This window comes from Litoreibacter sp. JB4-2 (assembly GCF_055693445.1).
Window position 1 is genome coordinate 3,938,572 of record NZ_CM146334.1, and the last position, 24,763, is coordinate 3,963,334.

The window sequence follows — 24,763 nt, forward strand, 5'->3', positions numbered from 1 at the left end:
CCGAATTCCAGCCGCGTTAAACCAAACGTGACACCTCTTTGGCGGCGCGTACAAAATCGGCGAAAAGCGGATGCGGTGCGAATGGTTTTGATTTGAGTTCGGGGTGGAACTGCACGCCGATGAACCACGGGTGGTCCTTGACCTCGACAATCTCGGGCAGGGAGCCATCTGGCGACATACCCGAAAAGATCAGACCCTGTTTTTCCAGCTCTTCGCGATATTTGATGTCGACTTCGTAGCGGTGGCGGTGACGTTCTTCGATATTTGTGGTGCCGTAAACTTCGGCAACTTTTGAGCCTTCTTTCAACACCGCATCATAGGCGCCCAGACGCATCGTGCCGCCCTTGTCGTCGCTTTCCTTGCGTTTGACCTTGGCGTTGCCCTGCACCCATTCCTTGAGGTGATAGACGACAGGTTCAAACCGCTTTTTGCCCGCCTCATGGTCGAATTCTTCGGAGCCCGCGTTTTCCAGACCTGCCAGATTACGTGCGGCCTCAATGACGGCCATTTGCATGCCCAGACAAATGCCCAGATAGGGAATCTTGTGTTCGCGGGCGAATTTCGCGGCTTTGATTTTGCCTTCTGTGCCGCGCTCACCGAAGCCGCCGGGGACCAGAATGGCGTGGAAGCCCTCGAGATGGGGGGCCGCATCTTCGCGGTCGAAAATCTCGGCGTCGACCCATTCGATTTTGACCTTCACCCGGTTGGCCATGCCGCCATGGGTCAAGGCCTCATTGATGGATTTATAAGCGTCTTCGAGCTGGGTGTATTTGCCGACAATCGCGACTTTGACTTTGCCTTCGGGATTGTGCACGCGGTCGGATACGTCTTCCCACGTGGCCAGTTTTGGCGCGGGCGCGGGCGAGATGCCGAACGCATCAAGCACGGCTTGGTCGAGCCCTTCTTTGTGATAGGCGAGCGGCGCGTCATAGATGGTTTTCAGATCATAGGCGGCGATCACCGAATCCGGGCGCACATTGCAGAACAGCGCCAGCTTTTCGCGTTCCTTTTTCGGGATGTCATGTTCCGAGCGGCAGACCAGAATGTCGGGCGCGATGCCGATGGATTGCAGTTCTTTGACGGAATGCTGTGTGGGTTTGGTTTTCAATTCACCTGAGGCCGCCAGATAGGGCAGCAGCGTGAGGTGCATGAAAATGCAATCGCCGCGCGGGCGTTCATGGCCAAACTGGCGGATGGCTTCAAAGAAGGGCAGGCCTTCGATATCGCCGACGGTGCCGCCAATTTCGCAAAGCTGAAAATCGACCTCATCATCGCCGATAGCAATGAAGTCTTTGATTTCATTGGTGACGTGGGGGACAACCTGAATGGTTTTGCCCAAATAATCGCCCCGGCGTTCTTTTTCCAAAACGGTGGAATAGACGCGACCGGAGGAGACGGAATCAGTGTTGCGCGCGGCCACGCCTGTGAAGCGTTCGTAGTGGCCCAGATCGAGATCGGTTTCTGCGCCATCGTCTGTCACGAACACTTCGCCATGTTCAAACGGGGACATCGTGCCGGGATCAACATTGAGATAGGGATCGAGCTTGCGCAGACGGACCGAATAGCCGCGCGCTTGCAGCAGGGCCCCAAGCGCCGCGGAGGCCAGCCCTTTGCCCAAAGAGGACACCACGCCACCCGTAATAAAAATGTATCTTGCCATGTGCCGATCGGTCCCGCGTTCCAAGTGTTTTTGTTGGTTCTTCAGGGCGTGCAGATGCCCTTACTCACGGGATTTAAGACATAGAGGATTCGCGCCCGCATCGCAACAGTCCAGGTCCACATATCGTGGGGACCTGCCTGCAAACCTCTAGAATTAGTGGATTATTCGTTGACGGGTGGTGGTGCCAGCGGCACGTCACCTAGCGACGGCGGCAACAAGATATCGCCCGGCGCTGCGTCTTCGGTGGTTGGTGGCAGCAGGCTGTCACCGTCCAGAACCGAGCCGCCGGTCGCGTTTTGCGCGGCCAGAATTGTCAGCGTGATGGACGTACAAACGAACGCCACACCGAACACCCAGGTCAGTTTGCCCAGGGCCGAAATGGCCGGCCGGCCCGACATGGCCCCGCCGCCGCCGCCAATGCCCAGGCCGCCGCCCTCGGACCGCTGGATCAGCACTACGCCAATCAGGCAAAGCGCAATGATCAGGTGGACGGTGAGGACGATGTTTTCCATGGGTGTGCGGCTTTCGATACGTGTTTGCGCGTATGTAGTCGTGCGGGGGGCGTGGCGCAACCCATTCAATTTGGTGTTGAGCCGGGCCAACGCCTGACCGTGGGCTGGTGTTCCAACTTTCATGCGGGGGCGCTTGGTGGCAGCCAAGCACATTCCACTGCTTTTTCTGTGTGGTGCCTTTTGCAAAAACACCAGACCGCCGGGACGGTCAGGCGTTCGCCCGGCGCCTTCGGCTTGTTCCGGGCCGGGACGGTACGTGGTTGAGCGATTGAGGGTTTCCCCGCGCGGGCGGCCTCGCTATACGGGCGCGGGTTTACTCCACGAAAGGGATCATCATGGCCAATGTCGTCGTTGTCGGCGCCCAATGGGGCGACGAGGGGAAAGGCAAGATTGTGGACTGGCTGTCGGAACGCGCCGACATCATCGTGCGCTTTCAGGGCGGCCATAACGCGGGCCACACGCTGGTGATCGGCGAGGAAGTCTATAAGCTGCATGCGCTGCCTTCGGGTGTGGTGCGCGGCGGCAAGCTGTCGATCATTGGCAATGGCGTGGTGCTGGACCCGTGGCATCTGGTGAAGGAAATCGCGACGATTGCAGGCCAAGGCGTGGATATTTCGCCCGAGAACCTGATGATCGCTGAGAACACGCCGCTGATTTTGCCGATTCACGGCGAGCTGGACCGGGCGCGCGAAGAGGCGGCCTCCAAAGGGACCAAGATCGGCACGACCGGGCGTGGGATTGGGCCAGCATATGAAGACAAGGTCGGACGGCGTTCTGTTCGGGTGGCCGATCTGGCCGATGACGCGACGCTGATCGCCCGCGTTGACCGCGCGTTGCAGCATCACGACCCGCTGCGGCGCGGTCTGGGCATTGAGCCCGTGGACCGCGATGCGCTGCTGGCCGCGCTGCGCGACATTGCAGGGCAGATTTTGCCCTATGCCAAGCCGGTGTGGAAAGAGCTGAATGACCGCAAGAAACGCGGGCAGCGGATCCTGTTTGAGGGCGCCCAGGGCGCGCTGCTGGACATTGATTTCGGGACCTACCCGTTTGTGACGTCGTCTAATGTGATTGCAGGGCAGGCGGCGACGGGCGTGGGCGTGGGACCCGGTTCGATCGACTACGTGCTGGGCATTGTGAAGGCCTATACGACCCGGGTTGGCGAAGGTCCGTTCCCGACGGAGCTGGAAGACGCGGACGGGCAGCGGCTGGGCGAGCGGGGCCATGAATTTGGCACCACGACCGGGCGCAAACGGCGCTGCGGCTGGTTTGATGCGGCACTGGTGCGCCAGACCTGTGCGACCTCGGGCGTGACGGGGATTTCGCTGACCAAGCTGGACGTGCTGGACGGGTTTGAGGTGCTGAAGATTTGCGTGGGCTATGATCTGGACGGGGTGCGGCTGGATTACCTGCCGACGGCGGCTGATCAGCAGGCGCGCTGCGTGCCGATCTATGAGGAAATGCCGGGCTGGTCGGAAAGCACCGAGGGCGCGCGCAGCTGGGCGGATTTGCCCGCGAATGCGATCAAATACGTGCGCCGCGTGGAGGAGTTGATCGAATGCCCGGTCGCCCTACTTTCCACCTCACCCGAGCGCGACGACACCATTCTGGTGACCGACCCGTTCGCGGATTGATCTATCGGAGGCCACCTTGGCGCTAAGCTACAAAGCCCGCAAACGCCTGTCTCTGCTGGTGTTGGTCGTCGGATTGCCGGTCTATATCGTGGCGGCCGTGTCGTTGGTTGGACTGTTGCCGCGCCCGTCATTTTTGCTGGAGCTACTGATCTATATCGGCCTTGGGATCGTCTGGGCGATCCCGCTGAAATTCCTGTTCAAAGGCATCGGGCAAGAAGACCCAGATGGGAAGTAGTGCGCCGTTTGAAAGTACCGGGCGCGTCTGGCTGCGCGGAGCTTTGTCGGAACGAGACTTGGCCCCTTTTGATGCACTCTGTGGCGTGGAGACAGAAATAGGGGGGCGGCGGTTTGCAACCGAGGCCGTTTCAAAAACACTAAGCGACACGATCCAAACTCAACCGTATTTGTCTGGCAAAGCGGTCGCACCTTTTGTCACACGGGTTGTGGCTTTCAACAAAAGTGAAAGCGGGAATTGGTCGGTTCCCTGGCATCAGGACCGCGTGATCGCAGTCGCGGGTCGTGCAAAACGTGACGGGTTCCAGAATTGGACGAAGAAGGCGGGCATCTGGCATTGCGAACCACCAGTAAGCGTCTTGTCCGACATGTTGTTTGTCCGCGTTCATTTGGATGATGCTGGCCCGACATCCGGGCCGATGGAAATTGCATTGGGCAGTCATAAGTTTGGCGCTGTACCTGCCAGCGAGGCCGAGGCCGTCGCAGCGCAATGTGACACTGAACTTACGGTTGCATCGCGGGGTGACGTGCTGGTTATGCATATGTTGTTGTTGCACCGGTCGACTGTGTCGCGGTGCGTGGGGCCCCGCCGCGTAGTGCGTGTAGACCTTGCGCAGGCCAATTTGCCGCCGCCGCTATGTTGGGCCGTGTTTCAGGCGTGAACACCTGTCTGGCTGGGTCTGAAACAGGCGTTGTCTATCCTTCGACAGTGTGAGCGGCCCCTAGTAGGAAAGCCACCAACTGACCACCTGTCGAAACAGCGCAAAAGAAAAAGAGAGCTGACATAATCGGGGTGATGTTTTCTGCGTAGTACTGCAATCTAAATTTTCTGAGGATGAGCGCATTGATACGCGTCAAGGGCACGTTTTGAGGATCGGATTTCTGCCAAAGCTTAGAGGCCCAGAAAAATACACAAAAAAAGAAGAGGAGTATGAAAGCCTCTGTATAAACCGACATGTATCAACCTCGATAGGATAGGGGGCGGGTGCGTGTGATAAATTTTTGTCCGCGACAGTTGAAACCCCAAGGACTGTAAAACAAACAAAACGAGGCATGCTTGCGCATGCCCCGTCCTGTGGTTGGTGCTTTCGAGCGGCGCTTAGGTGGCGGCGCTCTGAGCCTCGGAGGTGAAGCGGGAGGTTTCCGACAGGATGAACCGCCCGTTTCCGTTTCTGATGATTTTATTGTCGCGCAGCAGCGCGCCAAAGCAACGCAGCCCTTCTTCGCGCGACGGGGTTTCGCCTGTGGTTATTGTTGCGATCTTGCGCATCAACATGGGGCGTGTGAACTCCGGCGTTTCTTCCGCGTAGGTGTAGTGTGCGGCGGCGGCTTCCAGAAGGTCTGGCAGCTCCATCGCGTTCACGCGTTTGGCGTATTCGGGGAAGGTTTCATCCGCGGAGCTATCGGAGACAGCCTCCACTTCTTCAAATTCTTCCTCAAGCGCCAGGTTGCCGGTTGTCGAGATGCGGCGTGGACGTACATCTGCCTGTGCGGCAGTTGCGGCTTCCGGCGCCTCATCTTCGATACGTTGCTCGCTGACCAGCATCAGGGGCGACGGGCGGCTCGTATCTTCGCCATCTGGCAAAGGACGGGACCGACCGGGGCGCACGACACGGGCCAGATCGTCACGATATTGGTCAAGCTCGCGCTCTTCCTCATCGGCGGCGGCCTGGGCGATGCTGTCATCGGCCTTGGTGGCGGCGACGGCAGCTTTCAGGTGCGCGATAGAAGCCCGGCGCACAGCACCTTCGTCATCATCGCTCATTTTCGAGCTGGTGGCGTCCATCAAACGATTGAGCGCTGCATCTTCGTCTTCGACCAGAAGCGCACGGCGGGCGGCGCGATCTGTGCGAGCGTCCTCCGCGTTTTCTTCAGCAGTCTCAGCCGTGACGTTTTCGTCTTCCGCCTCGTCTGTTGTGTCCGACATTTGCGCGCGGATTGCGGCAAGGGCGTCGGTGCGTGACGGTTGATCGCCCTCGGCTACATCTTCTGCAGTGTCTTCGACCTGATCTGTTGTGGCGGTGGCGCCTTCCATATCTGCTTCGACATCGGCCAGTTCGCGCATTAATGCGGCTTCGGCCTCTTCCGACAGGTCGGCAGTTTCAGCAGGGGTGCCTGCGTCTTGCTGCGCGGCCTCGACATCGGCGCGAGAGATTTTTTGCACGACGATGCGACGGCGTGGCGTGGCTTCTTCAAAGATGTTTTCAGCCAGGTCTTCGGCAACTGTGTCGTCGGACGTATCTTCTGATGCGTCTTCTGATGTCGCGTCCGTTGCGGCGTCGGTTGTCTCGTCAGGTGTCTCGTCAGATGTCTCTTCGACGGCTTCGTCTGTCGCCGCTTCTGACACCACTTCGGGCGCATCCTCGGCTGGCGTGCTGTCGTCTGTCGTCTCGTCTGACGCTGTCACCTCGGCCTCAGCTTCGGTGTCATCTTCTGCAGTCTCGGCATCCTCAGATGTGTCGGGGGTGGCTTCGACGGCGTCGTCGCTTGCGATGGCGTCTTCGACATCAGCGCTATCGGCGACAGGCGCATCCTCGATCTCCTCGGGCTCGGCGGTAGCGACCTCCGGCTCGGGGGTTGCGACTGTGTCGGCCTCATCCTCGGATGTGTCATCGCTGGCAAAGTTCTGTGCGTGCTCATCCTCGCTATAGAGCTGCGCGTCTCCCTGCGCGGCTTCAGCCTCCTGCGAAACGACGGCGCGGATGCGTTGCAGTTTGGCGGCAATCGAGTCGCCATCAAGCGGTGCAGCAGCAGCGGCCGCGGCAGGCACTTCATGGTGAACCGGTGCGGCAGGCGCTTCGGGCACAGGTGCGACGAAGGGGGCTGCGGCGATGGGCGCTGCCATCGGTGCGGGCTCCTGCCGCAGGGTGACCGAGTTCTCGGACACATCGGCATTGACGCGCGATTGAATTGTCTGCTCCGCGATGCGGTGCAGCATGTCTGCATCCGGCTGCGGAGGTTCCGCGCCGAAAAAGCGGTCTTCGGCGGCAAGGTCGCGGAAATATTCCGCAATAGCCTTCATCGTCGAAAACGGATCATCGAACCCTTCAAGGGTGCATGAAAACGTCCCGTAGGACACTGTTAATATCTTGTTGTCACCAACCACGGTGTGCTCACTTTCTCCCCGACCCACGCAAGCAGGCTAGCTCAGGGTAAATCGCGTTCCCAAACAAAAACTAAATTTTGCACGGAAATCGCGGTGGGAAACGTTGCTGATTGTCCTCAAATTGCGCATTAATCTCTACAATATGGCGATAATTGTTCACAGCCCCACAATTTTGACACTTTTGGGTGGGGCGCCGACACATTTTAGCCATGTAAAACAATCGCTTAAGATGGCCCCGATTCTTGTCGCCGCGGATGGTGGCGCGGATTTGGCAATCGCAAATGGGGTGATCCCGGAGGCGGTGATTGGCGATATGGATCTCGATTTCGCCCGAGACGCGCGCGCAGATACCGGCGGAGCGGATGCACCAGATTTCCGAGCAGGACAGCACCGACCTGGAGAAATGTTTGCGCAGCATCGACGCGCTCGCGGTGCTGGCGGAAGGGTTTTGCGGCGGGCGGCTGGACCATCAACTGGCGGCGTGCACGGCGTTAACCAAATTTCCCGAGGCACGCATCTTTATGATGAGCGAGGCGGATGTCTGCTTTCTGTGCCCGCCGGTCTTGGAATTGGCGTTGGCGCCGGGTACGCGGGTTTCGCTGTTCCCGATGGGGGAGGCGCGGGTGGCGTCAACCGGGCTCAAGTATCCGACGGACGGTTTGGTGTTCACGCCCGCAGGACAAATTGGGACGTCGAATGAAGCGACGGGGCCTGTGCGTCTGGAGTGCAGCAGCGCCACGATGCTGGTCTTGCTGCCGCGCGATTGCCTGCCGCTGGTACTGGACCAAATGGTCGGCCCCACAGGATGAAGTTTTTGCCACGCCAGCCCTCGCGCCCGCCACGTAAAGAGCCTATAGATTTCGCGCTGCTAACCGGAGAGAGACCATGACCGCCAACCTGTCCCCCATTGATAAAGCCAAATTCGTCGCGGCCAAACGCGCGGTCGACTATGTTGAGGACGGCATGAAGGTGGGGTTGGGCACCGGATCGACCGCCGCTTGGATGGTGAAATGCCTGGGCGAGATGGTGCGCGAGGACGGGTTGAAGATCACGGGCGTGGCGACCTCCACCCGTACGGCGGAGCTGGCGCGCGAAGTTGGCATCAATGTTGTCACGCTGGATGAGGCCAAATGGTTGGACCTGACGATTGACGGGGCCGATGAATATGACCCGAACCTGAACCTGATCAAGGGCGGCGGCGGCGCGCTGCTGATCGAAAAGATTGTGGCAACCGCGTCTGACCAGATGATCGTGATCGCGGATGCGGCCAAGGAAGTTGAGACGCTGGGCGCGTTCCCCTTACCGGTCGAGGTGATCCCGCTGGGTTGGCGCACCACGCAGGCGCTGATAGAAGAGACATTGGTCAATCTGGACGTGCTGGGGCGCACGACCGCGCTGCGGATGAATAATGACGCGCCCTTCGTGACCGATGAGGGCAACCACATTCTGGATCTGCATCTTCGCCGCATCGGCAATGCCCGCCAGCTAAGCCTTGTGATGAACCAGATCCCCGGCGTGGTCGAGAACGGGCTGTTCATCGATATTTGTGACGTGGTTGTGATTGGCCATGGCGACGGGACTGTGGAAACCCGCGACATCAATAGTGGTCGGGTCGAGCAGAGCAAAATCGACGTGGCCGAGACCGACAATCTATTCGCCGATATTGCGGATTAAAGAAAAGGACGCGAGCCTATGAGCTTTGACTATGACCTGTTTGTCATCGGGGGCGGTTCTGGCGGCGTGCGCGCCGCGCGTGTTGCGGCGGCTGAAGGCGCCAAGGTAGGGCTGGCCGAAGATGACCGGATGGGCGGCACATGTGTCATCCGGGGCTGCGTGCCAAAAAAGCTGATGGTTTTTGCGTCGGGCTATCGTGAGGCAATGGGCGAGGCGCAGGATTACGGCTGGACCGTGCATGCGGGCGGGTTTGACTGGACCAAGTTTCAGGCGCGGCTGGTCGGCGAGCTGGACCGCTTGGAAGGCATCTACCGCACACTTCTGACCAATTCGGGCGTGACCATTCACGATGCGCGGGCGGCGATTGCCGATCCCCATACCGTGACGCTGAGCACCGGCGAGACGGTCAGCGCGAAGCATATTCTGGTGGCCACGGGCGGCAAACCCGCGCTGCCGGGCATCGACAATGACCATCTGGCCATCACCTCGAATGATATTTTCCATCTGCCAGAGCTGCCGAAGCGCATTCTGATTGTGGGCGGCGGCTTCATCGCTTGTGAATTTGCCTGCATTCTGAACGGCATGGGCGTTGAGGTGACGCAGTATTATAGAGGCGCGCAAATTCTGCGCGGATTTGACGATGAGGCGCGTGGCTTGGTGTCAGAGATGATGACCAAGAAAGGCGTCAAGCTGCATCTGGGCACCAATATTGTTGAGATGCGCCGCGAGGCAGAGGTTGATGACACCTCACAGATGACGGGGTCAGATGCTGCGGGCGCGTTGACCTCTGAGCAGGAAGCCGAGCTGCGTCACGCCCATAGTGCAGGCAAGGGCGGTCCGATTTGGGTCAAAGCCTCCAACGGTGAGACGCAGGTGTTTGATCAGGTGATGTTTGCCACGGGTCGCACGCCCAACACCGAAGGGTTGGGGCTGGACACGACCGCCGCCGAGATCGGCCGCCGCGGCGAGATTTTGGTGGATGAGTATAGCCAGACCAAACAGCCGTCGATCTTTGCGATTGGCGACGTGACGAACCGCATTAACCTGACGCCAGTGGCGATCCGCGAAGGCATGGCCTTTGTCGAAACCGTGTTTAAGGGCAACCCGACCAAGGTGGATCACGAGCTGATCCCATCGGCTGTGTTCACCCAGCCAGAGCTGGGCACCGTCGGCATGACAGAAGAAGAAGCGCGCGACCAAGAGCCGATTGATGTCTACTGCACCTCTTTCAAGCCGATGCAGCAAAGCTTTATTGGCCGTGAGGACCGGGTGTTGATGAAGCTGGTTGTCTCGCAGGCAACCGATCGCGTTCTGGGCTGCCATATCGTCGCACCCGCAGCGGGCGAAATGATCCAATTGGCAGGCATCGCGGTCAAAATGGGCGCCACCAAGGCGCAGTTTGACCAGGTCTGCGCCGTACACCCGACCATGTCCGAAGAGCTGGTCACAATGAAATCTCCTGTGAGATCTGCTTGAATTCAGGCGCAAAACGCCCAATTACAGGGCAACAGGATTAGAGACTTATGAAATGGAGCTTTGATGGCCGGTAATAGTGGCGGACCCTGGGGCGGCGGCGGCAGCGGCGGCAATGGGGATGACAGGGACAACAGACCGAAGGGCAACGGCCCGAACCGTGGAAACGGCCAAGGTGGCGGCAACCAGCCGCAGATCCCTGAAATCGACGAGCTTATGAAAAAAGGCCAAGAGCAGCTGCGCGTCCTGATGGGCGGTCGCGGTGGCGGTGGCGGCACCAACGGCACTGGCCAGCGTGGCGACGGGCCGGGTGGCCTGTCCAAGGGCACTTTGGGTTTGGCAGCTTTGGGCGCGGCCGCGCTTTGGCTGTTTACCTCGTTCTACACCGTCGCGCCGGAAGAACAGTCCGTTGAGCTGTTTCTGGGCGAATACAGCTCCACCGGGAACCCGGGTCTGAACTTTGCACCCTGGCCGGTTGTGACCGCTGAGGTGATCCCGGTGACGCGAGAGCAGACCGAGGATATCGGTGTGGGCGGGCGCACGGACAGTGGCTTGATGCTGACCACGGACGAAAACATTGTCGACATTGATTTCCAGGTTGTGTGGAACATCAATGACCCGGCGCAATTCCTGTTTAACCTCGCCGACCCGCAGGACACGATCCGCGCGGTCTCTGAATCGGCGATGCGGGAGGTGATTGCCCGCTCTGAGCTGGCCCCGATCCTCAACCGCGACCGGGAGCTGATTGCCGACGAGGTGCGCGAGCTGATCCAGACCACGCTGGACCAATATGAGGCGGGCGTGAACATTGTGCGTCTCAACCTCGACAAGGCCGACCCGCCGCGTGAGGTGATTGACGCCTTCCGCGAGGTTCAGGCCGCCGAGCAGGAACGCGACACGCTGCAACGCCGCGCGGACGCCTACTCAAACCAAGCGCTCGCGAAAGCGCGTGGTGACAGCGCCCAGCTGTTGGAGCAGGCCGAAGCCTACCGCGCCCAACAGGTCAATCAGGCCGAGGGTGAGGCCGCGCGCTTCACCGCCGTTTTGGAGGAATACCAAAAGGCGCCGGAAGTGACCCGCAAACGCCTGTGGCTGGAAACTGTTGAACGCGTTTACGGCGCGACCGACAAGATCATCATCGACAGCTCCGGCGAGAATGGCCAAGGCGTCGTGCCCTACCTGCCGCTCAACGAGCTGCGCAAATCCACGACAGGAGCAAGCCAATGAACAAGGGACTTATCGGGCTGATCGGCCTTTTCGCGATCTTGTTTGTGGCCCTGTCAGCGGTGTTCATTGTGGACGAGCGCGAAAAGGCGCTGGTGCTGCAATTTGGCCAGATCGTCAAAACCAAAGAAGAGCCGGGTTTGGGCTTCAAGATCCCGCTGATCCAGGAGGTCGTGCGTTACGACGACCGGATCCGCGCTTTGGACACGCCCGAGACCGAGGTGACGCCATCTGATGACCGCCGGTTGGTTGTCGACGCCTTTGCGCGCTACCGCATCTCCGACGTGGTTCAGTTCCGTCAAGCGGTGGGTGTGGGTGGTCTGGCGACCGCGGAATCGCGCCTTGCTGGCATCCTGAACCCGGTGATCCGGGAAGTTCTGGGTGCTGAGGGTGTGACGTCCAACACCATCCTGTCGGCGGATCGGGTCGCTTTGGTTAACCGCATCACCAGCCAAGCACGCGCGAGGGCGCGGCCCCTGGGGCTGGAAGTGGTCGATGTGCGCCTGAAGCAGACCAACCTGCCTGAGCAAAACCTGGAAGCCACGTTTAACCGGATGCGTGCAGAACGCGAACGCGAAGCCGCCGACGAACGGGCGCGTGGTGAAGAAGCGGCGCAGCGCGTACGTGCGCAAGCCGACCGGACCGTGGTTGAGCTGGTGTCAGAGGCACAAAAAACCGCAGATATCATCCGCGGTGAAGCCGATGCCCGCCGCAACGCGATCTTTGGCGAGGCCTATGGCGCGGATCAGGAATTCTTTGAATTCCGCCGCTCGCTGGACGCCTATGAGCGCGGGCTTTTGGGCAGCAATTCAAGCTTCGTGATCTCGCCCAATGACCCGTTCTTTGACTATCTGCGGTCAGATCAGGGCGCGGCTGCAAATCAATGATCAGCCATATTTTGCTGGCTCTAGGGCTGGTTTTGGTTGTCGAGGGGCTGGTGTTCGCACTGGCCCCTTCGCGTTTGGAAGAGCTGATCAAGGTGATCTCGAAAATCCCCGAAGACACGCGCCGCATGCTGGGTCTGGGCTGCCTAGCGGTTGGCGTGGTGCTGGTGTGGCTGGCGAAGGGTGCGTTTGGAGGCTAGGCCGCGCTCAGGTTGCGCGCCGCCTTTCCTTTCTTTTCAATGACGTGGCCACGAAGAGTGTCTTGTTTGAGCCCAAAGTGCATGATGCTGTATGGTGAACGAAAGGCCGCTATTCAGACAGCCCTTCTTGGCTTTCCCAGTTAATCTCTGGTTGTTGACCTATGATGCCGTTCGGATTGTGGTCGCCATCGTTGACGTAGTAACCATATCTGATTTCGTTGAAATCAACTGTTTGTCGAATGCCAGGCATCTGAAACATGCGGCGCGTGAACCGCCATAGTCGCGGATAATCCACCAGTCTTTTGCGCGTGCAGCGGAAATGCGTCGCATAGACTGTGTCAAATCGCACGAGAGTAGCAAACAGCCTTATGTCGGCCATGGTTAAATCCCCCCGAAGAGGAAGGTTTGACCTTCCAACCTGTCTTCGAGGGCATCAAGTGTACCAAACACAGTGTCGACGGCTTCGTCATATTCGTCCTGTCGTTGGGACTTTCCTGCGCGATAGACAGCGTTTGACAGCCCGTCGAAAATATAATGTGTTAAATCGTCGACTTCGTTTCCCAACTCGGTTGGTCGAAGATCGATCCTTTGGCTGATCCCATCAAATGCCGACATAATGTCAGCAGAGGAGTTAGAAATAATTCTGCTTTCTGCGGCATCCCACAAGATAGGTACTGTTGAGCGGCCCGTGTAGTCAGCAACCGTTGACGTATAAAACTGATGAACATGTTCAAAATCTGAACGGTTCGGAAGTGGTCCGCCCGGCAATAGGCCATATCCTTCACGACGTACTCCACCAGCCCACTGAATTTCAATAATGCCCTTTAGACCAGCTAGAACGAGCGCGATGACCGCGCCGTGCGACCACGGGCAACTTGCGGAAGCAACGAGGAAAAATCGACCATTCGCACTACCGGCGTCTCGTAGAAAGTTCGTATCAATTGACGTTGGAAGTGAGCTCAACTCGCGTCGGTACTTGCCAGACACCATCGACCGATCAGCAGCATCATCCCATTTTCCGTCAATCAACATACCCATTTTCGTTCCCCACCAACTGTTGTTGGAAAGTTATCACCAAGGCCAGAGTACCGAAAGCCGACCTCGGCGCAAATGCAGCGAAAGCTAACAAAGTCCGCTTAGGCGTCCTGTGTTCTCTCTCACTTGCACGGAAACAAGGCGAAGCCGCCGTGCATCGCCGGTCCAGGGCTCCGCCCGTTCAGCGCTGAAACGGTCCACGGGACCGTTTCCAAGACGCACTTCACCCACCCACCGGGCTGGCGATCTGGTTGCTGTTATCACGCCGAACTGAGTTCGGAATGTGCTTGGCAACCATAAAGCGCACAGAACCAAAGTTGCTTCGCCATCCCGCGGTCTTGCGAGCCAAGGCTTCCGATTGAGAAGAAGTTGAAAGTCTCTTTTGTCCTGCATAGCCGACAATTCGCCTTTCGAAACCAAATTAAGGAACGAGCAGAGCTTGACGGTTAACCAAAGTGGCGTTCAACCTTAACGCATGAGCGAGACAGTCGACGAACATGGGCAGACCCGCGACCGGCGGGGGAGTGGAGACCGAAAGCTCCGGTGCGTTTCATGCCGCTTTTGGACTTTCCGACCCGACCGCGTGTGATCGCCCGTTGGTTTTTCGGGGTGCCCGGGTTTTTGCTGCCGTGGTTCGGGCTGTATCTGGGCATCGCGGTGATTGCCTACCTGTTTTTCACGCCGGCATTGGAGCGGATGGTCGTGCTGCGGCCCGGCTGGGCGGCCGAGATCTTGCTGCGCAATCTCGTGATGGTGGGGCTGTTCACCGGCGCCTTGCATCTGTGGCTCTACCGATGGCGCAAGCAAGGGCGGCGGGCAAAATACAATGGCAATTGGCCTGCGGAGCGCGACAAGCGGTTCCTGTTTCACAATCAGGTCTATGACAATGTGTTCTGGTCGAATGTGGGCGTTGTGATCTGGTCAGGTTTTGAGGTGCTGCTCTGGTGGGGCTATGCCAATCAGGCGCTGCCTTTTTCAAGTCTTGCGGGCAATCCGGTGTGGTTTGTCGCGTGGTTTTTGCTGATGCCGTTCTGGCGCAATTTCCATTTCTACTGCATCCACCGGCTGATCCATTGGCCGCCGCTGTACCGCACTGTGCATTACCTGCACCACAAAAACGTCAATGTGGGGCCATGGTCGGGGATGGCGATGCATCCGGTGGAACATGCGCTCTATTTCAGCTGTTTGCTGATCCATCTGATCGTGCCGTCGCATCCGTTGCATATGATGTTCAACGGCGTGGCGACCGCGCTGGGGCCGGGCGTCAGCCATTCGGGATTTGACGCGCTGGTCTTTGGCGATGCGGGGGAGGTCAAAAAGGAAAAGCTGATGCATTACCTGCATCACCGCTATCACAGCGTCAATTTTGGCGAAAGCGCGGTGCCGCTGGACAAATGGTTCGGCTCTTTTCATGATGGCACCCCGGAGGCGGACACAAAATTCCGCGCCGCCCGCGCCAAAGCCTGAAAGCTGCGCGCGGTGCTTTGCCGAAATGTGCAACAGCACTAGATGCTTATAGTAATGTGTTTCAGGGGCTCACGTCCTGTTGAGGACACGCGAGGGGGGTATTCTTGCATTAACGCAAAAATTGCCCACCTATGCTACCAGAATGCGGGCGCGTCTGTTCAGATGCGTCCGCGCGTCTCATAACCCAAGAACTGGAGGAGCCTCTAAGTGAACGCTCACGTTATTCCCCAAACTTTGCGACAGGCGACGCCGCTGCGCGCATTGCAAGCCTTGGCCGTTGGGCTCGCGCTTGTTATGGCGCAAACCGTCGCTGCCCGCGCGGCGCTGCCCGAAAGCTTTGCCGATCTGGCCGATGATGTCAGCCCGGCTGTTGTTAATATCACCACCTCGACCACGGTGGCGGGGGTCAATGAAGGCCCGTCGCCGATCGTGCCTGAGGGCTCACCGCTGGAAGATTTTTTCCAGGACTTTCTGGACCGCCAGAACCGTGGCCAGCGGCCGCGCCAATCCTCGGCGCTGGGTTCCGGCTTTGTGATCTCGGCTGATGGCTATATCGTCACCAACAACCATGTGATTGATAAAGCTGACGAAATTGAGATCGAGTTCTTCTCCGGCGAACGGCTGGTGGCGGAGCTGATCGGCACCGACCCCAAGACCGACATCGCGCTTTTGAAAGTGGACGCGCCTGAGGATTTGCCCTTCGTGGAATTCGGCAATTCCGACGAGATGCGCGTCGGCGACTGGGTTCTGGCCGTGGGCAACCCGCTGGGGCAGGGCTTTTCGGTCTCCGCCGGGATTGTGTCGCAGCGCGGGCGCGAATTGTCCGGCGCCTATGACGATTTCCTGCAAACCGACGCGGCGATCAACAAAGGCAATTCCGGCGGCCCGCTGTTTAACATGGACGGCAATGTGATCGGGGTGAACACCGCGATCCTGTCGCCTTCTGGCGGATCAATCGGCATCGGCTTTTCGATGGCCTCGAACGTGGTAACGCGAGTTGTGGACCAGTTGCAGGAATTCGGCGAGACCCGCCGCGGCTGGCTGGGCGTGCGCATTCAGGACGTGTCGGAAGACGTGGCCGAGGCGCTTGAACTGTCATCCGTCAGCGGCGCATTGGTCACCGACGTGCCAGACGGGCCCGGCAAAGACAGCGGCATTGAGGCGGGCGACGTGATCGTCACCTTTGACGGCCGCGACGTCGAGGACACCCGCGAACTGGTGCGCATCGTTGGCAACACCGCCGTTGGCAAAGCGGTCGACGTGGACATTATCCGCGAAGGTGAGGCGATGACACTGGCCGTGACGCTTGGCCGCCGTGAAGAAGCAGAAGCGCAGGCCGTGCCGGTTGTGGCAGAGAAGGCCGACCCCGAAGAGGCCACCATCATGGGCATGACCGTCGCGGTTCTGAACGAGGAATTGCGCGGCCAGCTGGGCCTGGACAATGACGCCAGCGGCCTGCTGGTCAAGGAGGTCGACGAGGCCAGCGATGCCTTTGAAAAAGGCCTGCGGGCGGGTGACCTGATTGTCGAGGCGGGCCAGGAAAAGGTCTCTGCGGTCTCTGATCTGGAAGACAAGATCACCGAGGCACGCGATGCCGGACGCAAGTCGTTCCTGATGCTGATCCGCCGCCAAGGTGATCCGCGCTTCGTGGCGCTGTCGCTGGACGACGAATAAGTCACTGAGACCGTGAATTTGGAAGGGCGCCTCATGCGGGCGCCCTTTTTTATGGCTCAGCGTCGGGTGCCGGGGTGCGTTCGATAGCTATCAGGCCTAGCTGGCGTGCAACGCTGAGGCTGAGGATGGCGGATGGCAGGCCTTGCTGCGTCTGGTACGCTAGGATGGCCGCGCGGGTTGGCGCATCGAGCTGTCCGGTGATGGCCGCATCATAGACGCCGCGCGCCTGCAGCGCGCGTTGCAGGCTCTCCACCATTTGCGCATCCAGATCCGTTTCGCAGACCCGTTCGAACCATTTCTTGGCGCCAGGAATTTCAAGCCGTTCCTCGGTCTTTCTGAAAATAGCGGGTGAGATTTCGGTACCGTCGGCACCGCGTTGGGCTGGCGTGACTTCGGTGGTTTTTTGCGTGACTTGGGTCGTGGACGGGGCGCTGAGGCTGGCCCAGCACTGGCCGGGAGCTGCGTCATCGGGCCGTGCGTCCAGAAATGTGATATCAGACGGCGCGAAGGCTTGCGTGACATCGGCAGGCCGCGGCGGCGCGCAGGCGCAGAGCGCGGCGCAGGCAAAAAGGGCCGGAATTGGGAGGAATTTCATGCTGCGGTCTCACTCTTCAGGGTCTTGGCGCCCAAGTTCAGTTCCGCTGTTACCACGCGCTGCGTGACAGACAAAGCGCCGTCTGCGACCCGCAGGCGCGAGGGGGCTGGAAACTGGCGCAAAACTGCCCTAAATCCGGGTGACAGTGAGTTCAATAAGAGGCCCGGACAGATGGCGAAAATCACCTATATCGAGTTTGGCGGCACCGAGCATGTCGTGGATGTGGCCGACGGGCTGACCGTTATGGAAGGCGCGCGCGACAATAACATTCCGGGCATCGAGGCCGATTGCGGCGGTGCCTGCGCGTGCTCGACCTGCCATGTCTATGTGGATGACGCCTGGGTGTCCAAATTGCCTGCCAAAGAGGCGATGGAAGAAGACATGCTGGACTTCGCCTATGAGCCCGACGCGGAAAAATCGCGTCTGACGTGCCAGCTGAAAGTCAGCGACGCGATGGACGGGCTTGTCGTGCGGATGCCCGAAAAGCAGATTTGATCGGCACGCTACCAAGCGGGGCGCGGCGTCTGGCCTTGCGTTTTTGGCACCGTCTTGCCCGCCGCGCGTTGCTGGCGGCTGGGCTCGTTGCGGGCGTTTCTGCCGCGCAATCGCAAGTGCTGAGCGCCGAATACACGATGCCGACCACACGCTACGCCCATGGTGTGCTGGGGGATGCCATCGAATTTGGCGCGCTTCGGCTTGAAACCAAAACGGGGCGCGTGGACATCGTGCTGCCCCAGGATCGCGTGTTCGAGGATGTGGCCCCAAGGCTTGTCGATGTTGACAGGGACGGAGATCTGGAGGTCGTCGTTGTCGAAAGTCAGGCCAATACTGGCGCGCAACTGGCGATCTATGACGAAACCGGCAAGCGCGCCGCGACCCCGCATATCGGAACCCGCAACCGATGGCTGGCCCCGATAGGTGCAGCGGATCTTGACGGCGACGGAAAGATAGAGCTGGCCTATATCGACAGGCCACATCTGGCCAAAACGCTGAGGGTCTGGCGCTTTGACAAGGGCACGCTCACGCCTGTTGCTGATCTGGTGGGGCTGACCAACCACCGCATCGGGGAGCGCGATATCGGCGGGGGCATTCGTGATTGCGGGCAGGGCCCCGAGATGATCACCGCCTCAGCCAATTGGCGCGACATCATGGCGACGTCACTCCAAGATGGGCACCTCGCAACCCGTAAAATCGCACTGCATACCGGACGCGCTTCCTTAAACGCGGCACTCAGCTGTCCGTAACCTTCATTGTTTTCAAAATATTCCGGGGGAGCGCGGGACGCGCGGGGGCAGAGCCCCATAAAACTCAAATATCGTGGGCGCGCATCGCGCGCGCATTCAGGTCAGTGCGCGCCAGCCTATGTCGCGGCGGCAAAAGCCCTCCGGCCAATCGATGCCGTCGACCATGGCGTAGGCGCGTGCCTGCGCTTCAGCCAGTGATGCCCCGCGTGCGGTGACGTTCAAAACCCGCCCGCCGTTGGCGACGATATGGTCATCGGCCAGAGCGGTGCCTGCGTGGAACACCATATTGAAGCTGTCCTCTGAGGCCGTATCAAGCCCGCCAATCCGCGAGCCTTTTTCGTAAGCGCCGGGGTATCCTTTGGCGGCCATCACCACCGTCAGCGCATGGTCGTCGGCCCAGTTGACTTGTGCTGTGTCCAGACGGTCCTCCGCGCAGGCCAGAAGCAAATCCAATACCTGCGCGCCCAGCCGCATCATCAGGACCTGACATTCCGGGTCGCCGAAGCGCACGTTGTATTCAACCAGCCGCGGCTGGCCGTTCTTGATCATGAAACCGGCGTAGAGCACACCTTGATAGGGGGTGCCGCGCCGGGCCATTTCATCGACCGTTGGCTGCACAATCTCGCTCAGGGCTTTGGCCACGACCGCGTCGCTCATCACGGGCGCGGGCGAGTAGGCGCCCATCCCGCCGGTATTGGGCCCCTCATCGCCGTCAAAAGCGCGTTTGTGGTCCTGCGCTGTGCCGATGGGGAGGATGTTTTTGCCATCCGAGAGGATGAAGAATGAGGCTTCCTCGCCCTCCATGAATTCCTCAATCACCACTTCTGCGCCCGCCTCGCCAAAGCTGCCGCCCAGCATGTCGTCGACGGCGTTCAAGGCCTCGGCTACGGTCATGGCCACGACCACGCCTTTGCCTGCGGCCAGCCCGTCGGCCTTGATCACAATCGGCGCGCCTTGCGTCTCAACATAGGCGCGGGCCGGGGCGGCCTCAGTGAACCGCGCGTAACCTGCCGTTGGTGCGCCGGACGCATCGCAAATTTCCTTGGTGAAGGCTTTGGAGGCCTCCAGCTGCGCCGCCGCCGCCGACGGGCCAAAACACTTGATCCCGGCGGCGCGCAGCGCGTCGGCCACGCCTGCGGCCAGGGGCGCTTCGGGCCCGATGATCACGAAGTCTATGGATTGCGCATCGGCGAAACCCACGACGTCGCTACCGCTCATGATGTCGAGAGCTGCGCATTCCGCGATTGCGGCGATGCCCGCGTTGCCCGGCGCCACAATCAGCCGGTCGCATTTGGGGTTTTGCTTTACCGCCCAGGCCAACGAATGCTCGCGCCCGCCCGATCCAAGGATCAAAATGTTCATGGCTGCTTCCCCTTCTTTCCGCTGCGTTCTAAGCTGTGACAAAGCCCACGACAAGAGGCCGCGCATGGACCTGCTCGACGACGATACCCCAGGAGAAAATCCAGGCGAGAACGCCCCCGAATTCACCGTCTCGGAAATCTCCGGCGCGGTGAAGAAAACGCTGGAAGGCGCCTTTGGCCGCATCCGGGTGCGCGGCGAGATCGGGCGCGTGATGAAGGCGGGTTCGGGGCATATGTATTATGATCTCAAAGACGACCGGAACGTCATCTCTTGCAACACCTGGAAGGGACAGGTGGCCGGGCTTTCGGTGTTGCCCGAAGAAGGGCTTGAGGTGATCGTCACGGGCAAAGTGTCCAGCTTTGGCGGGCAGTCGCGTTACAACATCAATGTCGACACGATTGAGGTGGCGGGCGAGGGCGCGCTGATGGCGCTTTTGGAAAAGCGCAAGAAGGCGTTGCAGGCCGAAGGCCTATTTGACCCCGAGCGCAAGAAGCCGCTGCCTTACCTGCCAGAAATCATTGGCGTTGTGACCTCCCCGCAAGGGGCTGTGATCCGCGACATCCTGCACCGGCTGCGCGACCGGTTCCCGCGCAAGGTGCTGATTTGGCCCGTGGCCGTGCAGGGCGACGCCTGCGCGCCGCAGGTTACCAACGCGATCAACGGGTTCAATGCGCTGACGCCGGGTGGGGCTTTGCCGCGCCCCGATTTGATCATCGTGGCACGCGGCGGTGGCTCGATTGAGGATCTGTGGGGGTTCAACGAGGAAAACGTTGCGCGGGCGGTTGCGGCGTCTGACATTCCGCTGATTTCCGCCGTGGGGCATGAGACCGACACGACGCTGATCGATTTCGTTTCCGACCGGCGGGCGCCGACGCCCACGGCGGCTGCCGAAATGGCGGTGCCGGTGCGGCTGGACCTGATGGCCGCTGTTGAGGGGTATGAGGCGCGGATGGCGCGCGCGATCAGCCTGGCCGCGACACGGCGCCAAGACCGGCTGCGCGACCTTGCGCGTGCGTTGCCGCGACGCGAAGATTTGACCAAACCCGCCGAGCAGCGTTTTGACGCGATCAGCGCGCGGTTGGGGCCTGCTTTGATTGCCGCGACCCAAGCCAAGCGCGTGCATCTTGAACGGGCTGCCGCGCCCTTGCGGGGCACGATCCTGACCCAGAAAACCGCCGCTATGGCCACAAGGTTGGCGCGCGGTGCGGAGCTGTTGGACCGCGCATTGGCGACCAATACCGAGCGCGGGCGCGCGCGGCTGTCGCAGGTGGTACGCGGGCTTAATGCCAACCAGTTGAACCGGGATCTGGGCAACGCAACGGACCGGTTGCAGCGCGCAGCACAAGGGTTTTCGGGTGCGGCGACCCGGCAGATTCGCGCATGGTCCGATGGCCTGGCGCGGCTTGAGCGGATGCGCGAGACACTTGGGTATCAGGCGACGCTAGAGCGCGGGTATGCGGTGGTTTGGACCGGGGGGCAGGTTGTGACCAGCGCGGCTGCGGCCCAAAAAGCGGGCGCGCTTGAGGTGCAATTCAAGGATGGCCGATTTGCGCTGGGCGCTGCAACTGCGGCCTCAAAACCTGCGGCCCCAAAGCCAGCAACCACACCGAAAAAGCCAAAAGCGCCGCCGCCCACGCAAAGCTCCCTCTTTGATGATTAATTGGCGGGTGTGTAGCTGACGCCGACACCCGAGCCGGGGCATGAGAGCGGTTCTTTGTCCTGGCCAACCACGTAAAGGTCGCGTTCTGGCGGATCGCCGACAACACGGGCGCGCTTTTGGCCGCCTGCTTCAATGAAATTCCAGCATTGCGGTATGCTTTCGCTTTCATAAAGGAAGCAGATCGTATCACCCTCATTATACCAAGCGCCGCGTTGACATGTGCCGTCCAGAAACGTCCAAATCACACGCCTGTCTGCCAGATATTCTTCCGCCCCGAATGGGCGCCCGTTGCGGGTGAAATACAATGTCGTGCCGTTGGTGTAGTTTTCAAACTCCGACGCGCTCATCAGGCGTTCGGGGCTTTGTGAATTCTTGCCACCCTCCTGCGCGATAGCGGGGAGGGATATCAGGACGAAAAAGACAAGGTAAAGCACACGCATGAAGCGGAGTGTGGCAAACTGTGCGCGGCTTGGAAAGCGGCAAATCCGCCCATGGGGCAGGCGCGTTTCCGATAGTCATCGCACGGTCTGACATGGGCATCAAAGCTGGGTTCGCACTGCGCGAACCTTGGGTATTTGGTCGCATTTGCAATGGTATGCTGCCGTGCGCCGCGGCTAATCTTTGCCAAATACTGCTCAAGAGGTGCGCGCATGGCTTTGGACCACAAATCTGACGACAAAAAAGGCGTTTGGAAAAATGCGCGCGGCAAAGGTCGGGCTACGCCAAAGGGCCGTCAGCTGGATGATCAGGCCTGGGACGAGGTCAAAGCGCTTTTGGGCGACAAGCCCCGCCGCGCCGATCTGTTGATTGAGCATTTGCACCTGATCCAAGATAAGTTCGGCTGCTTGTCCGCCGCGCATCTGCGCGCGTTGGCGGAAGAAATGCGGATGAGCCAGGCGGAGGTTTATGAGGTCGCCAGCTTCTACGCCCATTTCGACGTCGTGAAAGAGGGTGAAACCCCGCCACCGGCGCTGACCATCCGCGTCTGCGACTCGCTGTCTTGCGAGCTGGCGGGCGCACAGCAATTGAAGGCCGCTTTGGAAGACGGGTTGGATGCGTCCGAGGTGCGCGTATTGCGCGCGCCTTGCATGGGTCGCTGCGATACCGCGCCGACGCTTGAACTGGGCCACGCCCATATCGATCATGCGACGGTCGAAAAGGTGAAAGAAGCGATTTCCAGCAATCACACCCACCCAACGATCCCAGATTATCAACAGCTTGCAGCCTACCGTTCAAGTGGTGGCTATGACGCGGTGAGCGATTTGCGCGCCAATGGGAATTGGGAAGATGTGCAGGCCAAGATCAAGGAAAGCGGGCTGCGCGGACTGGGCGGCGCGGGTTTCCCGTCGGGCACCAAATGGGGCTTTGTGCGCGGAAATGAGGGTCCGCGCTATATGGCCGTGAACGGCGATGAGGGCGAGCCCGGCACCTTCAAAGACCGCTATTACCTGGAGCGCGAACCGCATCTTTTCCTTGAAGGTATGTTGATTGCGGCTTGGGCCGTCGAGGCGGAGCGCGTCTATCTGTATATGCGCGATGAATATCCGGCAGTGCTGCACATATTGGCCGTTGAGATTGCCGCGCTTGAAGAGGCGGGCATCGTTGAGCCCGGCTATATCGACCTGCGCCGCGGCGCGGGCGCCTATATCTGCGGCGAAGAAAGCGCAATGATTGAAAGCATCGAAGGCAAACGCGGCATGCCCCGGCACCGCCCGCCCTACGTGGCACAGGTCGGCATTTTTGGCCGCCCCACGCTGGTGCACAATGTAGAAACCCTGCACTGGATCGCCCGGATCTGCCGCGAAGGCCCCGAGGTTTTGAACACGACTGAGAAAAACGGCCGCAAGGGCCTGCGCAGCTATTCCGTCTCCGGCCGCGTCGCCGCGCCGGGTGTTTATCTGCTGCCCGCAGGCTCAACCATCACCGATATCATCGAGGCGGCGGGCGGCATGGCCGCGGGGCACAGCTTCAAAGCCTATCAACCGGGTGGCCCGTCCTCTGGCCTTTTACCAAGCAGTATCAACGACGTACCGCTCGACTTTGACACGCTTCAACCGCTGGGAACTTTCATCGGCTCCGCCGCAGTGGTGGTGCTGTCGGACAAGGATAGCGCCAAGGCGGCAGCGCTCAACATGCTGCGCTTTTTTGAAGATGAAAGCTGCGGGCAATGTACGCCCTGCCGCGTGGGTTGCGAAAAGGCGGTCAAATTGATGGAAAAAGACAGCTGGGATCAACCTTTGCTGGAAGACCTGTGCACCGCCATGGCGGACGCATCAATCTGCGGCTTGGGGCAGGCCGCGCCCAACCCGATCCGGCTGGTGATGGAGCATTTCAGGGACGAGATTTAATCCCTAAGATACATTGAATTGCTCTTGGTGCGACCGATCAGCCGGTAGCCTTTGTCTTTGAATGCCGCGGCGCATCCCGGGTAGTCGTCGGGTGCCAGATATTCCAGCACAATGCGCTGGGGCCAAAAGGGTTCGGGCATCTGATCAAAATAGGGGACAAGCGCCTTGTCTTCGTGACCTTCGATGTCGATTTTCAAAGCATCAACACGGGTTAGCCCTGCGCTGCGCACGATGTCGGCAAGCGGGCGCATCGGGACTTTGCCATCCGCGTTTTCGTCAACCCGCACGATGGCGACATCATCACTTCGGATCAGCAAATCGACATGACCCTCGTGGTCTCCGACGGCGCTGTTCACTCCTAAAATATTTTTAAATTCATTGGCTTGGGCATGATAGTTTAAGTGCTTTATTATCTCGATATTTGCATCAATTGACACCACACGCCCATCGTCGCCGACCGCACGGGCCATTGGCATTGAATACAGTCCGATATTGCAGCCGATATCCAAAGCGACATCGCCGGGATGCAAACCTTCGCACAGAAAATCCAGCTCAGGGCCGTTATAGGACGCGCGCGTGAGCAGCCCGTATTCGATCAGATTATTCCGCCCTTCTATACGGAAATTTAAATCACGAAAGCGGATATCAAGCGGACGACCAAGCCCGGTGATCAAATTGGTCATTTTGTGCCGCATACGCCCACGCTGCAACGGCGTGGCGCGCGTAAGGGCGATCAGACCCGCTTGCAAGGCTGTAGGTTTAAAATGACCCCAAGGCGCG

Annotated in this window: 24 protein-coding genes; 15 read left to right on the forward strand and 9 right to left on the reverse strand. The window is 59.8% G+C overall.

Features of this window, described 5'->3' with window-relative positions; genetic code table 11:
* Positions 1-16 precede the first annotated feature (16 nt).
* Both ACZ1G7_RS19775 and secG read right to left on the reverse strand, forming a co-directional pair.
* Positions 17-1,660 (reverse strand): CTP synthase, encoded by a 1,644-nt coding sequence (locus ACZ1G7_RS19775; RefSeq protein ID WP_472661143.1) that lies wholly within the window; start codon positions 1,658-1,660, stop codon positions 17-19.
* 161 nt (positions 1,661-1,821) lie between these two features.
* Positions 1,822-2,172, reverse strand: a complete 351-nt coding sequence (gene secG / locus ACZ1G7_RS19780) for a preprotein translocase subunit SecG (protein ID WP_472663771.1) — start codon at positions 2,170-2,172, stop codon at positions 1,822-1,824.
* A 335-nt stretch (positions 2,173-2,507) separates the two neighbouring features.
* Here secG and ACZ1G7_RS19785 point away from each other — a divergent pair, with 335 nt between their 5' ends.
* The 3 genes from ACZ1G7_RS19785 to ACZ1G7_RS19795 are packed head-to-tail and all read left to right on the forward strand — an operon-like array spanning position 2,508 to position 4,699.
* Positions 2,508-3,803 carry an adenylosuccinate synthase gene (locus ACZ1G7_RS19785; RefSeq protein WP_472661145.1) on the forward strand — a complete coding sequence of 432 codons (1,296 nt, stop codon included), beginning with the start codon at positions 2,508-2,510 and terminating at the stop codon, positions 3,801-3,803.
* 16 nt (positions 3,804-3,819) lie between these two features.
* Positions 3,820-4,038: a DUF2842 domain-containing protein gene (locus tag ACZ1G7_RS19790; protein WP_472661147.1), complete on the forward strand. Its 219-nt coding sequence runs from the start codon at positions 3,820-3,822 to the stop codon at positions 4,036-4,038.
* Complete coding sequence (locus ACZ1G7_RS19795) at positions 4,028-4,699, forward strand: phytanoyl-CoA dioxygenase family protein (protein ID WP_472661149.1); 672 nt, start codon at positions 4,028-4,030, stop codon at positions 4,697-4,699. The genes ACZ1G7_RS19790 and ACZ1G7_RS19795 overlap by 11 nt, the downstream gene beginning before the upstream one ends.
* Positions 4,700-5,136: 437 nt before the next feature.
* On the opposite strand, the gene ACZ1G7_RS19800 is transcribed toward ACZ1G7_RS19795, so the two are convergent.
* Positions 5,137-7,143: a hypothetical protein gene (locus ACZ1G7_RS19800; protein ID WP_472661151.1), complete on the reverse strand. Its 2,007-nt coding sequence runs from the start codon at positions 7,141-7,143 to the stop codon at positions 5,137-5,139.
* Between the two features lie 305 nt (positions 7,144-7,448).
* On the opposite strand from ACZ1G7_RS19800, the gene ACZ1G7_RS19805 reads away from it, so the two are divergent.
* The 6 genes from ACZ1G7_RS19805 to ACZ1G7_RS19830 all read left to right on the forward strand — a co-directional run bounded on the left by ACZ1G7_RS19805 (position 7,449) and on the right by ACZ1G7_RS19830 (position 12,598).
* Complete coding sequence (locus ACZ1G7_RS19805; RefSeq protein ID WP_472661153.1) at positions 7,449-7,952, forward strand: thiamine pyrophosphokinase; 504 nt, start codon at positions 7,449-7,451, stop codon at positions 7,950-7,952.
* 76 nt (positions 7,953-8,028) lie between these two features.
* The gene (rpiA, locus tag ACZ1G7_RS19810) at positions 8,029-8,817 is read left to right on the forward strand and encodes a ribose-5-phosphate isomerase RpiA (protein ID WP_472661155.1); all 789 of its coding nucleotides are present in this window, start codon (positions 8,029-8,031) and stop codon (positions 8,815-8,817) included.
* 18 nt (positions 8,818-8,835) lie between these two features.
* Positions 8,836-10,293 carry an FAD-dependent oxidoreductase gene (locus tag ACZ1G7_RS19815; RefSeq protein ID WP_472661157.1) on the forward strand — a complete coding sequence of 486 codons (1,458 nt, stop codon included), beginning with the start codon at positions 8,836-8,838 and terminating at the stop codon, positions 10,291-10,293.
* 63 nt (positions 10,294-10,356) lie between these two features.
* Positions 10,357-11,517 carry an FtsH protease activity modulator HflK gene (gene hflK / locus ACZ1G7_RS19820; protein ID WP_472661159.1) on the forward strand — a complete coding sequence of 387 codons (1,161 nt, stop codon included), beginning with the start codon at positions 10,357-10,359 and terminating at the stop codon, positions 11,515-11,517.
* On the forward strand, positions 11,514-12,401 hold the full coding sequence (gene hflC / locus ACZ1G7_RS19825; protein ID WP_472661161.1) for a protease modulator HflC: 888 nt from the start codon (positions 11,514-11,516) through the stop codon (positions 12,399-12,401). The genes hflK and hflC overlap by 4 nt, the downstream gene beginning before the upstream one ends.
* Complete coding sequence (locus tag ACZ1G7_RS19830) at positions 12,398-12,598, forward strand: DUF2065 domain-containing protein (RefSeq protein WP_472661163.1); 201 nt, start codon at positions 12,398-12,400, stop codon at positions 12,596-12,598. The genes hflC and ACZ1G7_RS19830 overlap by 4 nt, the downstream gene beginning before the upstream one ends.
* A gap of 109 nt (positions 12,599-12,707) precedes the next feature.
* On the opposite strand, the gene ACZ1G7_RS19835 is transcribed toward ACZ1G7_RS19830, so the two are convergent.
* Entirely contained in the window at positions 12,708-12,977 is a 270-nt protein-coding gene (locus ACZ1G7_RS19835; RefSeq protein WP_472661165.1) for a glutathione S-transferase C-terminal domain-containing protein, read from the reverse strand.
* Between the two features lie 2 nt (positions 12,978-12,979).
* On the reverse strand, positions 12,980-13,636 hold the full coding sequence (locus ACZ1G7_RS19840) for a glutathione S-transferase family protein (RefSeq protein WP_472661167.1): 657 nt from the start codon (positions 13,634-13,636) through the stop codon (positions 12,980-12,982).
* 549 nt (positions 13,637-14,185) lie between these two features.
* Between ACZ1G7_RS19840 and ACZ1G7_RS19845 the strand changes: the two genes are divergently transcribed.
* Both ACZ1G7_RS19845 and ACZ1G7_RS19850 read left to right on the forward strand, forming a co-directional pair.
* Entirely contained in the window at positions 14,186-15,100 is a 915-nt protein-coding gene (locus ACZ1G7_RS19845; RefSeq protein WP_472661169.1) for a sterol desaturase family protein, read from the forward strand.
* Between the two features lie 294 nt (positions 15,101-15,394).
* On the forward strand, positions 15,395-16,774 hold the full coding sequence (locus tag ACZ1G7_RS19850; protein ID WP_472663772.1) for a Do family serine endopeptidase: 1,380 nt from the start codon (positions 15,395-15,397) through the stop codon (positions 16,772-16,774).
* Positions 16,775-16,823: 49 nt separating this feature from the next.
* On the opposite strand, the gene ACZ1G7_RS19855 is transcribed toward ACZ1G7_RS19850, so the two are convergent.
* Positions 16,824-17,369, reverse strand: a complete 546-nt coding sequence (locus ACZ1G7_RS19855) for a peptidoglycan-binding domain-containing protein (RefSeq protein WP_472661171.1) — start codon at positions 17,367-17,369, stop codon at positions 16,824-16,826.
* Between the two features lie 171 nt (positions 17,370-17,540).
* Between ACZ1G7_RS19855 and ACZ1G7_RS19860 the strand changes: the two genes are divergently transcribed.
* Both ACZ1G7_RS19860 and ACZ1G7_RS19865 read left to right on the forward strand, forming a co-directional pair.
* Entirely contained in the window at positions 17,541-17,864 is a 324-nt protein-coding gene (locus ACZ1G7_RS19860) for a 2Fe-2S iron-sulfur cluster-binding protein (protein ID WP_472661173.1), read from the forward strand.
* Positions 17,861-18,613, forward strand: a complete 753-nt coding sequence (locus ACZ1G7_RS19865) for an FG-GAP repeat domain-containing protein (RefSeq protein WP_472661175.1) — start codon at positions 17,861-17,863, stop codon at positions 18,611-18,613. The genes ACZ1G7_RS19860 and ACZ1G7_RS19865 overlap by 4 nt, the downstream gene beginning before the upstream one ends.
* A gap of 96 nt (positions 18,614-18,709) precedes the next feature.
* Here the strand turns inward: ACZ1G7_RS19865 and purD are convergent, their stop codons facing one another.
* Positions 18,710-19,975 (reverse strand): phosphoribosylamine--glycine ligase, encoded by a 1,266-nt coding sequence (purD, locus tag ACZ1G7_RS19870; RefSeq protein ID WP_472661177.1) that lies wholly within the window; start codon positions 19,973-19,975, stop codon positions 18,710-18,712.
* Between the two features lie 64 nt (positions 19,976-20,039).
* On the opposite strand from purD, the gene xseA reads away from it, so the two are divergent.
* Positions 20,040-21,635 carry an exodeoxyribonuclease VII large subunit gene (gene xseA / locus ACZ1G7_RS19875; RefSeq protein ID WP_472661179.1) on the forward strand — a complete coding sequence of 532 codons (1,596 nt, stop codon included), beginning with the start codon at positions 20,040-20,042 and terminating at the stop codon, positions 21,633-21,635.
* Here the strand turns inward: xseA and ACZ1G7_RS19880 are convergent.
* A complete protein-coding gene (locus ACZ1G7_RS19880; protein WP_472661181.1) occupies positions 21,632-22,075 on the reverse strand; it encodes a hypothetical protein in 444 nt (147 codons plus the stop codon). The genes xseA and ACZ1G7_RS19880 overlap by 4 nt on opposite strands.
* Positions 22,076-22,285: 210 nt before the next feature.
* Between ACZ1G7_RS19880 and ACZ1G7_RS19885 the strand changes: the two genes are divergently transcribed.
* Positions 22,286-23,983 carry an NAD(P)H-dependent oxidoreductase subunit E gene (locus ACZ1G7_RS19885; protein WP_472661182.1) on the forward strand — a complete coding sequence of 566 codons (1,698 nt, stop codon included), beginning with the start codon at positions 22,286-22,288 and terminating at the stop codon, positions 23,981-23,983.
* On the opposite strand, the gene ACZ1G7_RS19890 is transcribed toward ACZ1G7_RS19885, so the two are convergent.
* The gene (locus ACZ1G7_RS19890) at positions 23,980-24,666 is read right to left on the reverse strand and encodes an FkbM family methyltransferase (protein WP_472661183.1); all 687 of its coding nucleotides are present in this window, start codon (positions 24,664-24,666) and stop codon (positions 23,980-23,982) included. The two genes, ACZ1G7_RS19885 and ACZ1G7_RS19890, sit on opposite strands and share 4 nt — an antisense overlap.
* Positions 24,667-24,763 lie beyond the last annotated feature (97 nt).